Source organism: Streptomyces sp. NBC_00252 (assembly GCF_036187565.1).
GTDB lineage: Bacteria > Actinomycetota > Actinomycetes > Streptomycetales > Streptomycetaceae > Streptomyces.
Map to the genome: position 1 here is coordinate 1,417,320 of NZ_CP108087.1, position 12,547 is coordinate 1,429,866.

Sequence of the window (12,547 nt, forward strand, 5' to 3'; positions counted from 1 at the left end):
CGCAGTTCGCACGCACCCCCGTTTTCCGGACGTCCGCCCGCGTCTGCCCGCAACCGCCGAAGCAGGGCGACCGGGACGGCGGGCGCACTTCGGCAGACCCCCGGGCCGGCCGAAGTCGCCCCCGTCCCCTGGTCCTCGCCCGTCCGTCACCGCCCCTCATGGAGACTTCCGTGACCTCAGCAGATTCCGGACACTTCCTCGACAAGTTCCTCCGGCAAGCAGCAGCAACCCCCGACCGCCCCGCGGCGGAGTTCGGCGACCGGCACCTGACCTACGCCGAACTCGACGCCCGCGCCGCCGCCTCGGCCGCCCGGCTGCGCTCCCTCGGCGTGGGTCCGGGGGCAACGGTCGGCGTGCTCCTCGAACCGTCCCTCGACCTCGTGACCTCGGTCCTCGCCGTCGCCCGCGCCGGCGCCGCCTGGCTCCCGCTGGACCCCTCCTACCCGGCCGACCGGCTGTCGTACATGATCGGCGACTCGGGCGCCATGCTGGTGATCGCCGACGCCGACGCGCCCGGGTGGCTGCGCTCCCTCGGCATCCCGCTCGCCGACCCCGCCGACGACACGACGCCCGCCGAACCCCTCCCGCTGCCCCGGCTGCGCCCGGAGTCCGCGGCCTACGTCATCTACACCTCGGGCTCCACCGGCCGTCCCAAGGGCGTGACGCTCACCCAGCGCGGGCTCGCCAACCTGGCCGACGCCCAGCGCTCGACGTTCACCGTCAACCCGGGCCACCGAGTGCTTCAGTTCGCCTCGCCCAGCTTCGACGCGTCCGTCTTCGAGCTGGCCATGGCACTGTGCTCGGGCGCGACCCTGGTCCTGCCGCCGCGCCGCGACGTCCTGTACGGTCCCGGCCTCGGCGACTTCCTCGCCGACACCCGGATCACCCACATCACCCTGCCGCCGAGCGTGCTCGCCATGGTCCCGGAGCGGGAACTGCCGCACCTGGAGACGATCGTGTGCGCGGGTGAAGCCCTCCCCCAACAGCTGGTCGACCGGTGGGCACCGGGCCGCGCCATGTTCAACGCGTACGGCCCCACCGAGACAACCGTGTGGGCCTCGGTCTCGCGGACCGCGCCGGGCGGCGACAAGCCGGTGATCGGCCGGGCCATCGACGGCATGCGCCTCCACGTCCTGGACGAGTCGCTGCGCCCGGTGGCGCCCGGCGAGCCCGGTGAACTGGTCGTCGGCGGTGAGGGAGTGGCCCGCGGCTACATCGGCCGGCCGGCCCTGACCGCCGACCGCTTCGTGCCGGACCCGGACGCACCCGGCGAACGGGCCTACCGCACCGGCGACCTGGTGCGGATGACGCCCGACGGCGAGCTGGACTTCATCGGCCGCATCGACCACCAAGTCAAGCTGAACGGCTTCCGCATCGAGCTGGACGAGATCGCCGCCGTGCTGCGCGAGCACCCCGCCGTGCAGGACGTCGCGGTGGTCGTCGGCCGGGTCGGCGACGAGGACCGGCTGGTCGGCTACGCCGTGGCGCCGGCGGCGGAACCACTGGAGCTGCGCGAGTTCGCCGCCGGCCGGCTGCCGCACTTCATGGTGCCGTCGGTCGCGCTGATCGACCGGCTGCCGCTGCTGCCCAACGGCAAGCTGGACCGCGCCGCGCTGCCCGCCCTGGACCGCGCGTCGCTGGGGCTGGGCGACGGCGGTGCCGAGGCCGGCACCGAGACAGAGCGCCGACTGGCCGACATCGCCGCGGAGTTCCTCGGCATCGACGGGGTCGGTGTCGACGACGACTTCTTCCTGCTGGGCGGGCACTCGCTGCTCGCCGGGCGCCTCGCGGCACGGGTCCGTTCGGAGTTCGGCACCGAGCTGCCGATATCGAGCATCTACGAGCAGCGCACGGTGGCCCGGATGGCCGCGGAGCTGGACCGGCTGGGCCGCAGCGCGCCGGCGCTCCCCCCGGTGGTCCGGGTGCCCCGGGACCGACCGCTGCCCCTGTCCTTCCCGCAGGAGCGGATCTGGTTCCTGGAGCAGCTCTCCCCCGGCAACCTCGCCTACAACGCCCAGGCCACCATCCGGCTGCGCGGCCCGCTCGACGCCGAGGCGCTGAGCGCCACGATCACCGAGGTGGTCCGCCGGCACGAGATCTTCCGCACCGCGTTCTCCACGCTCGACGGGGTCCCGATGCAGGAGGTCCGTCCGCCGATGCCGGTCCGGCTGCCCGTGGTCGACCTCCAGGACGTGCCGGAGGCGGACCGGGAGCGCCGTACGGAGGAAGTGGTTCAGGACACCATCCGGCGCCCCTTCGAGCTCACCGACCCGCCGCTGGCCCGCTGGCTGCTGATCCGCCACGCGGCCGACGACCACACGCTCGTCCAGGTGGAGCACCACTTCGTGCACGACGGCTGGTCGTTCGGCGTGCTCCTCGACGAGATCCGGGCGATCTACCCCGAGCTGGCGGCCGGCCGTCCGTCGCCTCTGCCCGAACCGCCCATCCAGTACGCCGACTTCGCCGCCTGGCAGCGCGCCTGGATGCGCGACGAGGTCCTGGACCGTCATCTGGAGTACTGGAAGGGCCACTTGAAGGACGCGCCGCTCGTCCTGGACCTGCCCACGGACCGGCCCCGGCCGCGTGTCCCGTCGTTCCACGGCGCGGCTCTGCGGGTGGAGTTGCCGGCCGAACTCAGCCGTGCGCTGCGGGAGTCCAGCGAGCGCTCCGGGGTGACGCTGTTCGCCTCGATGCTGTCGGGCTTCGCCGCCCTGCTGAGCCGCTACTCGGGCCAGAGCGACCTGGTGGTGGGCACAGGTGCCGCCAACCGCAGGCTCGCGGAGACCGAGCGCATGCTCGGCATGGTGGTGAACACCCTGCCGCTGCGACTCGACACCTCGGGCTCCCCGGGCTTCGAGAGTCTCCGGCGCCGGGTGAGCGATGTCCTGGTGGAGACGTCGGACTGGCAGGACGTGCCCCTGGACCGGCTGGTGGAGGCCGTCGCCCCGCCGCGGGTGCCGTCCATCAACCCGCTGTTCCAGGTGATGTTCAGCTTCCACAACGCCATCGTCCCCGAACTGGAGTTCGGGGGTGTGCGGGGCACCGTCCTGGAGCGGCACAACGGCTCGTCCAAGATGGACATGAACATCGTGGTGGTGCCCCGGGCCCAGCAGCGGGCCGGCCGTGAGGACCACCCGGACCGCGACCGCATCACGCTGATCTGGGAGTACGCCTCGTCACTCTTCGACGAGGACACCATGCGGCGGATGGTGGACCAGTACATCACCCTGCTGCGATCGGCGGTCGCCGACCCGGAGCGGCCGATGGACCGCATCGGACTGGAGTCACGCGCCGACGCGGATCGCGAACGGGCGCCGCTCGGCGGTGGCCTGGGTGAGCGGGTGGAGTTCTCCGGTGGTCTGCTGACGGATCTGGTGGACGCGGTGGCCGCGGCGAGTCCGCACGCACCGGCGGTCACCGACTCCGAGACCACGCTCTCCTACGCCGACCTCACCGGCCGCGCCAACCACCTGGCCGCCCGGCTGCGCGACGCCGGAGTCGTCGCCGACACCCCCGTCGGCCTCTGGATGGACCGCTCCACCGAGATGACCGTCACCCTCCTGGCCATCCTCAAAGCAGGCGGCGCCTTCCTGCCGCTCGACCCGGACCTGCCGGTCGGCCGGGTGACGACCCTGCTGACGGACGCGGGCGCCCAGGTGATCTGTGTGGACGGCCGGCGTGCCGAGTCCCTGGCGGCCGGGGCGCCCGGGGCGCTCACGGTCCTGGACTGCGGCCCGGGCACCCTCACCACGTCCTCGCCCACGGCGCCGGACAACGGTGTCACCGGGGACAACCTGATCTCCGTGTATTACACGTCCGGTTCGACCGGTACCCCCAAGGGTGTCGCCTCCACCCACGCGGGCTGGACCAACCGCATGCAGTGGATGCAGGCCCAATACCCCCTGAACCCCGGCGACACCGTCCTGCACAAAACCGTCCTCAGCTTCGACGACTCAGCCGTCGAAATCCTCTGGCCCCTCATCGCCGGCGCCACCGTCGTCATGCTCCCCCCCGGCCTCCACCGCGACCCCCGCGCCATCGCCGACTGGAGCAACACCCACCACATCACCGCCCTCCACTTCGTCCCCAGCATGCTCAGCCTCTTCCTCGACGAAATCACCCCCACCCGCCAACCCCTCACCCACCTCCGCCACGTCATCTCCAGCGGCGAAGCCCTCCGCCCCGACCTCGTCACCAAATTCCACCACCGACTCGCCCACACCCCCGCCCACCTCCACAACCAATGGGGCGCCACCGAAGTCTCCATCGACTCCACCAGCCACACGTGTGTCCCGGAGGACGAGGGCGCCGCTGACGTGTCCCTCGGCGGCGCGATCGCCAACAACCAGGTACTGATCCTCGACGAACACCTCAACCCGGTACCCGACGGTGTCCCCGGCGAGCTCTACCTCGGCGGCGTGGGCCTGGCCCGCGGCTACCTCGGCGACGCCCGCAAGACCGCCGGCGCCTTCGTCCCCCACCCGTTCGGCGACGGCGAACGGCTCTACCGCACCGGCGACCGCGGCATGCGGCGACCGGACGGCAGGCTGACGTTCCTCGGGCGTGCGGACAGTCAGGTCAAGATCCGCGGCATCCGCATCGAACCCGCCGAGATCGAACACACCCTCCGCCGCCACCCCACCGTCAACAACGCCGTCGTCACCAAATGGGAACCCACCCCCGGCGACCAACGCCTCGCCGCCTACATCACCACCCACCCCACAACCACCACCGACGACGACCAACTCATCGCCGACCTCAACACCCACCTCGCCGACCGACTCCCCCTCTACATGATCCCCTCCACCATCACCCTCCTCGACCACATCCCCGTCAACGCCAACGGCAAGACCGACCACCGCGCACTACCCCAACCCACCACCCCCACCCACACCACAACCACCCACCCCAACGGACCAGCCGAAGAACTCATCGCCGGCATCTGGACCGACGTCCTCAACCAACCCCACCTCGACATCCACGCCAACTTCTTCGCCCTCGGCGGACACTCACTCCTCGCCACCCGCATCGTCTCCCGACTCCGCACCACCCTCTCCCCCGACATCCCCCTCGCCCTCATCTTCGACAACCCCACCATCCACACCATGGCCACCGCCCTGGAGAACCTGCTGCTGGACGCGGTCGGCGAGCCGGAGACGGACCTGGCCGGGGACGCGACCGTCGAGAGGAGCCACTCATGACCACGAGCACGACTCCTCAGGCGGACCCGCAGGAGGCGCGGCGCGCGCAGGTCAGGTCGCTGCTCCTCGGCGCTCGTGCCGCCCAGCGCGCCGACGCGGCGGTGACGGCCATTCCGGTGGCCGGACCGGACGCGCGGGTGGCGTCGTACTCGCAGGAGCGGATGTGGCTCCTGGAGCAGATGATGCCGGGATACAACACGTCCACCGTGATCAGGGTCCGGGGCGCGCTCGACACCGATGTGCTGGCCCGGAGCTTCACGGTGGTGGCCGGCCGGCACGAGGTGCTGCGGACGGTCTTCGACGAGCGGGACGGCGCCCCCGTCCCCCGGGTGCTGCCGGCCGCGCCGGTCCCGGTGCTGGTCCACGACGTCGTAGGGAACGACGCCGGTGAACGGTACGCGGCGGGCGTGGAGTTCGCCCGTGAACTGATGCGTGAGCCGTTCTCGCTGGCCGACGGACCCGTGTTCAGGGTCGCCGTGGCGCGGCTGGCCGAGGACGACGCGCTGCTGGTACTGGTGGTCCACCACATCGCGATCGACGGCACGTCGATGCGGGTGCTGTGGTCCGAACTGTCCCGGGCCTACACGGCCCTGGCGGCGGACCGCGAGCCCGAACTGCCGCCGCTGCCCCTGCAGTACGGGGACTACGCGGCGTGGAGCCGGGCCCATCAGACGCCCGAGCGGCTGGGACACCAGCTGGAGCACTGGCGGGAGCTGCTGGCCGGTTCGAGCGCCGACGAACTGCCGACGGACCGGCCCCGGCCCGCCGTGCGGACCGGGAACGGCTCCCAGTTCTCGTTCACCGTGGACGGCGAGCTGGGGGCGGCGGTCAACCGCTTCTCGCGGGAGCACAACGCGACCGCGTTCATGACGCTGACGGCCGCGTTCAGCGTGGTCCTCGCCAGGCACTCGGCGACCCGGGACGTCACCCTGGGTACGCCGATCGCCGGCCGGGAGCGTCCCGAACTCGACGGGCTGATCGGCTACTTCGTCAACACCCTGCTGATCCGCACCGAGTTGGCCGACGACCCGTCGTTCGAGGAACTGCTGGCCCGCACCCGCGCGAACACCCTCGCCTCCTACGAGCATCAGGAACTCCCCTTCGAGGCCTTGCTCGAGGAGCTCCAGCCGGAGCGGGACCCGAGCCGCAACCCGCTGTTCCAGGTGCTCTTCGCGCTGGGCGACGAGGAGACCGACGACCTGGTGCTGCCGGGTCTCGCGACCGAGCGGCTGGAACTGGTCGACGGAAAGTCGCGGTTCGACCTGAACGTGGCCCTCACGCGCTCCGGCGACACGTTCTCAGGGATCGCCTACTACGAGTCGGACCTGTTCGAGCCGGCGACGATCAGCCGGCTGATGCGGCACTTCGTCACCTTCCTGCGCAACGCGCTGGCCGAGCCGGGCCGTCCCGTCTCCGGCGTCGGCATGGTCGACGCCGGCGAACGCGAGCGACTGCTCGCCGCAGGGCTGGGTGAGCGGGTGGAGTTCTCCGGTGGTCTGCTGACGGATCTGGTGGACACGGTGGCCGCGGCGAGTCCGCACGCGCCGGCGGTCATCGACTCCGAGACCACGCTCTCCTACGCCGACCTCATCGGCCGCGCCAACCACCTGGCCGCCCGGCTGCGCGACGCCGGAGTCGTCGCCGACACCCCCGTCGGCCTCTGGATGGACCGCTCCACCGAGATGACCGTCACCCTCCTGGCCATCCTCAAAGCAGGCGGCGCCTTCGTCCCCCTCGACCCGGACCTGCCCATCGGCCGCGCGGTCCAGGTGCTCACCGACGCGGGCGCCCCGGTGGTCTGCGCGGACGCGGAGCGGGTGGCCCTGCTCGCCGGCGCCCACGACGGGGCCGGGGCCGGGTGCGCCGTGCTCGACTGCGGTCCCGGGACGCTCACCGAGTCGTCCCCGGAGGCCCCCGACAGCGGAGTCCGGGGTGACCATCTGGTCTCCGTCTATTACACGTCCGGTTCGACCGGCACTCCCAAGGGTGTCGCCTCCACCCACGCCGGCTGGACCAACCGCATGCAGTGGATGCAGGCCCAATACCCCCTGAACCCCGGCGACACCGTCCTGCACAAAACCGTCCTCAGCTTCGACGACTCAGCCGTCGAAATCCTCTGGCCCCTCATCGCCGGCGCCACCGTCGTCATGCTCCCCCCCGGCCTCCACCGCGACCCCCGCGCCATCGCCGACTGGAGCAACACCCACCACATCACCGCCCTCCACTTCGTCCCCAGCATGCTCAGCCTCTTCCTCGACGAAATCACCCCCACCCGCCAACCCCTCACCCACCTCCGCCACGTCATCTCCAGCGGCGAAGCCCTCCGCCCCGACCTCGTCACCAAATTCCACCACCGACTCGCCCACACCCCCGCCCACCTCCACAACCAATGGGGCGCCACCGAAGTCTCCATCGACTCCACCAGCCACACCTGCACCACCGACGACCACGAAGCGGACGTCCCGCTGGGCCGTGCCATCGCCAACAACGAGGTGCTGCTGCTGGACGAGGGTCTCAACCCCGTCCCGGCCGGGATCCCCGGTGAGCTGTATCTGGCCGGCGTGGGCCTGGCCCGCGGCTACCTCGGCGACGCCCGCAAGACCGCGGCGGCCTTCCTGCCGCATCCCGAAGTGCCCGGCGTACGGCTGTACCGCACGGGCGACCGGGGCATCCGGCGCGCCGACGGTTCCCTCGTCTTCCTGGGGCGTGCGGACAGTCAGGTCAAGATCCGCGGCATCCGCATCGAACCCGCCGAGATCGAACACACCCTCCGCCGCCACCCCACCGTCAACGACGCCGTCGTCACCAAATGGGAACCCACCCCCGGCGACCAACGCCTCGCCGCCTACATCACCACCCACCGCACAACCACCACCGACGACCAACTCATCGCCGACCTCAACACCCACCTCGCCGACCGACTCCCCCTCTACATGATCCCCTCCACCATCACCCTCCTCGACCACATCCCCGTCAACGCCAACGGCAAGACCGACCACCGCGCACTGCCCCAACCCACCACCCCCACCCACACCACAACCACCCACCCCAACGGACCAGCCGAAGAACTCATCGCCGGCATCTGGACCGACGTCCTCAACCAACCCCACCTCGACATCCACGCCAACTTCTTCGCCCTCGGCGGACACTCACTCCTCGCCACCCGCATCGTCTCCCGACTCCGCACCACCCTCTCCCCCGACATCCCCCTCGCCCTCATCTTCGACAACCCCACCATCCACACCATGGCCGAAGCGGTCGGACACCTCCTGCCCGTGTCCGGTACGGCCGACGGGAGGACGTCCCTATGACGACAAGTCCGATCGTGGAACGCGCGGTGGAGACCGCGCGGCGGGGGACCGGCTCCGGTCCCGCCGTGGACGCACCGCTGTCGGCGGCGCAACGACGGGTGTGGCTCCTGGAGCACCTCCGTCCCGACCTGGTCGAGTACAACATGGCGCAGGTCTTCAAACTGGACGGACTGCTCGACGTGGACGCCCTGTCCGCCGCCCTCGGGCTGGTCGTGGAACGGCACACCATCCTGCGCTCCCGTGTGGTGCAGGACGCCGCCGGCGGACCGCGGCTGCGCGTGGAACCGGCGTCGACGGTACGGCTCCAGCGGACCGATCTGAGCTATCTGTCGATCGGGCCGGCGTACGAGGAGGCGTACCGGCTGCGGGACGCGGACATCGACGGCCGGTTCGACCTGGCCGCCGGACCCTGGCTGCGCGCCCGGCTCACCGAACTCCCGGAGCAGCGCTACCTGTTCACCGTGGTCGTGCACCACATCGCCGTGGACGCCACGTCCATGCAGATCTTCTGGCAGGAACTCTCGCAGGCCTACGCGGCGTTCACCGCGGGGCGCCGTCCGGAGCTGCCCGAGCTGCCGATCCAGTACGCGGACTACGCGAACCTGGCGGCGCGGCAGCTGGAGACACCCGAGGCGGCCGCCGAGGTCGAGTACTGGAAGCGGACCCTGGCCGGGGCGACCCCGACCGAGCTGCGCGGCGACCGGGCCCGGCCCGCGGTGCGCAGCAGTGCGGGCGCCCGGGTCTCGCACGTGATCGACGCGGCGGTCGCCGACGGCGTGCGGGAGCTCGCGCAGAGGTACCGGGTGTCGCCGTTCATGGTGCTGTTCGCGGCGTTCGCCGCGCTGGTGTCGCGGCACTCCGGCAGCCGGGACGTCACCATCGGCGTGCCGATGTCCGGTCGTACGCTCCAGGAGACCGAGGGCCTGATCGGGTTCTTCGTCAACACGGTGCTGCTCCGCACCGACCTGGAGGGCAACCCGACCTTCGCCGAGCTGTTGTCCCGGGTCCGGGGCACCACCCTGGAGGCGTACGAGCACCAGGGCGTGCCGTTCGACGTGCTCGTGGACGAGCTGCGGCCCGAGCGCGACCTGAGCCGCAACCCGCTGTTCCAGCTGCTGTTCAACCTGGTCGAGGAGCAGGCCTCGCATCTGCGCCTGCCCCAGGTCTCGGCCGGGTCGCTGCCGGTCGAGGCGGACACCGCCCGCTTCGACCTGGACGTCACCGTGGTGACCCGGGGCCGGCGGATGGAGGTGCTGATCGCCTATGCGACCGAGCTGTTCGAGGCCGGCACGGTCGCCCGGTTCGCCGATCACTACCGCCGGATCCTGGCGCACGCGGTCGAGCGGCCCGACACCCGGATCGGCGACCTCGCACTGCTGGCGCCCGAGGAGGAGCGGCTGCTGCTGTCGGACTGGAACGACACCGCCGACCCCGAGTCGCCCCTTCTCGTGCCGGACCTGGTGGACCGGCAGGCCGTCCTGACCCCGGACGCGGTCGCCGTGGAAGGGCTGGACGGCGAGCGGCTCACCTACGCCGAACTGGTGCGGCGGGCCTCGGCGTTGGCCGCCGTGCTGCGCGCGGAGGGCGCGGGCCAGGACGCCCCGGTGGGCGTGATGGTCGAGCGCTCCCCGGACCTGTTGGTGGCGCTGCTGGCCGTTCTCAAGTCGGGCGCGGCCTATCTGCCCCTGGAGTCCGACTACCCGCCGGAGCGGCTGGCGTACGTGCTGGCCGACAGCGGCGCCCGGCTGCTCCTGTGCCGCCCGGAGCTGGCGGCCCGGCTGGACCCGGCCCCGGACGTGCGAGTCATCGACGTGGGCAGGGCCGCGAGGGAGCCCGCCGGGAACGCGCCGACGGTACAGGTCCGTCCGGACGACCTGGCGTACGTGATCTACACGTCCGGCTCGACCGGCCGGCCCAAGGGCGTGATGGTCCCGCACCGCGGCCTGGTGAACTTCGTCGTGGACATCGGCCGTACCCTCGGCCTGTCCGCCGACGACGTGCAGTGCGCGGTGACCACCGTGGCGTTCGACGCGGCGGTGCTGGAGCTGTTCGTGCCGCTCGTCCGGGGCGCCAAGGTGGTGCTGGTGGACCGGGAGACCTCCGCCGACGGCGCCGCCCTGGCCCGGATCGTGTCGGAGTCGGGCACGACGGTCATGGCCGCGACGCCGGCCACCTGGCATCTGCTGCTGCTCAGCGGCTGGCAGGGCGGCGCCGTCCAGGCCGTCACCGGCGGCGAGGCGCTCTCCGCGCAACTCGCCCAGGAGCTGGCACCGCGGGTGTCCCGGCTGTGGAACGTGTACGGCCCCACCGAGACCAGCGTCTACTCGACCGTTCAGCTGATCGCCCCGGACGCTCCCGGGGAGCCGGTGTCGATCGGCCTGCCGATCGCCAACACCCAGGCGCACGTGGTGGACGACCGGATGCGGCTGGTGCCGATCGGCGCCGTCGGCGAACTCGTCATCGGCGGCGCGGGTGTCACCCGCGGCTACGCCGGGCGGCCCGCCCTCACGGCGGAGCGGTTCGTGCCGGACCCGTTCGGGGCCGGCGACCGGCTCTACCGCACCGGTGACCTGGCCCGCAGGCGGCCCGACGGCAGGCTGGAGTTCATCGGCCGGGAGGACACCCAGGTCAAGATCCGCGGCCACCGCATCGAGCTCGGCGAGATCGAGTCGGTCCTCCAGCGGCACCCCGCGGTGGACCGGGCCGCCGTGATCACGGCGGGCGAGGACATGGCACGGCGGATCGTCGGTTACGTCTCCTGGCGGGACGAGCCCGACGAGCCCGGACTGCGCGCGTTCCTGCGGGAGCACCTGCCGCAGTACATGGTCCCGGCCGTGCTGGTCGGTCTGGAGCGGATGCCGCTGACGCCGAACGGCAAGGTGGACCGCAAGCAGTTGCCCGAGCCGGCCGCCGAGGCCGCCACCGGGTCCGTCGCACCTCGCGACTCGTTGGAGCTGCGGGTCACCACGATCTGCGAGCGGGTCCTCGGCCGGTCCCCGGTGGGTGTGCGGGACGACTTCTTCGCCGCCGGTGGCAACTCGCTCAGCGCGTTCGAACTGGTCGAGGCGGTACGGCGGGAGCTCGGCGTGAGCGTGCCGCTGAGCACGTTCTTCCGGTCGCCCACCATCGAGGCCCTGTGCGGCGCGCTCCCCGGACTGACCGCGGTCTCCGAGCGGCTGCTGGTCCCGCTGTCGACGGCCTCACCCGCCGGCCGGTCGCCGCTGTTCCTGGTCCATCCGCACGGCGGCGGCGTCAGCTCCTACATGGGCCTGGCGCGGGAACTGGAGGGCGGTGTCGACCTGTACGGCGTCGAGGCGGTCGGCTACAACACGGACGCGGCCCCGCTGCGCACCGTCGAGGAGATCGCCGAGCGCTATCTCGCCGAGATAGTGGAACTGGCCCCCGAGGGCCCGGTGCTGCTGGGCGGCTGGTCGTTCGGCGGTGTGGTGGCATTCGAGATGGCGGTGCGCCTGGAGCGGGCGGGCCGCGAGGTCGGCGCGCTGGTGCTGCTGGACTCGCCGGTACCCGGCTCGGCCGACCTCGTCGGCGACGAGGACGTGCTGTCCCGGTTCGGGGCCGACGCCGGGTTGTCGTCCGACGAGATGGACGAGCTCGACGACAACGCGCTCATCGCCGCTCTGGTCCGCCAGTCCCACCAGGCCGGCCGCCTGCCCGACCGGATCGAGTCGACGGCCGTACGCCGCATGGTCGAGGTCGCCCGTGCCAACGGGGAGGCCGCCGGCCGCTACCGGCCCGGCGCGGTGGTCCACGCGGACGTCCACCTGCTCACCGTCTCCGAGTCCCACCCGACCCTCAAGAGCCCCGACGTCGACCCCGACGCCTGGCGGGCTCTGACCCACGGCCGGGTCTCCACCGTCCCGGTGCCGGGCAACCACCACGACATGGTGCACCCGCCGAACGTCGCCGAACTGGCCGCGCGGATCGCCGAGATCGTCCGTCCGCATCAGACCGCGGACCGCCCAGCCGGTCGCGCGGACGCCTGACCAGGTACGAAGTCCGCCGGACGCGGGGCCC

General features: G+C 71.9%; 3 protein-coding genes. All 3 read left to right on the forward strand.

Annotated features, from left to right (window positions below; all coding sequences use genetic code 11):
• Positions 1-170: 170 nt before the first annotated feature.
• Genes OHT77_RS06250 through OHT77_RS06260 form a run of 3 tightly spaced genes read left to right on the forward strand, consistent with a single transcriptional unit; the run spans position 171 to position 12,516 of the window.
• The gene (locus OHT77_RS06250) at positions 171-5,201 is read left to right on the forward strand and encodes a non-ribosomal peptide synthetase (protein ID WP_328826989.1); all 5,031 of its coding nucleotides are present in this window, start codon (positions 171-173) and stop codon (positions 5,199-5,201) included.
• Positions 5,198-8,512, forward strand: coding sequence for a non-ribosomal peptide synthetase (locus OHT77_RS06255; RefSeq protein ID WP_328826990.1), 3,315 nt, complete (start codon positions 5,198-5,200; stop codon positions 8,510-8,512). The genes OHT77_RS06250 and OHT77_RS06255 overlap by 4 nt, the downstream gene beginning before the upstream one ends.
• Positions 8,509-12,516, forward strand: a complete 4,008-nt coding sequence (locus OHT77_RS06260) for a non-ribosomal peptide synthetase (protein ID WP_328826991.1) — start codon at positions 8,509-8,511, stop codon at positions 12,514-12,516. Before OHT77_RS06255 ends, OHT77_RS06260 begins: the two co-directional genes overlap by 4 nt.
• The last annotated feature ends 31 nt before the right edge of the window (positions 12,517-12,547 follow it).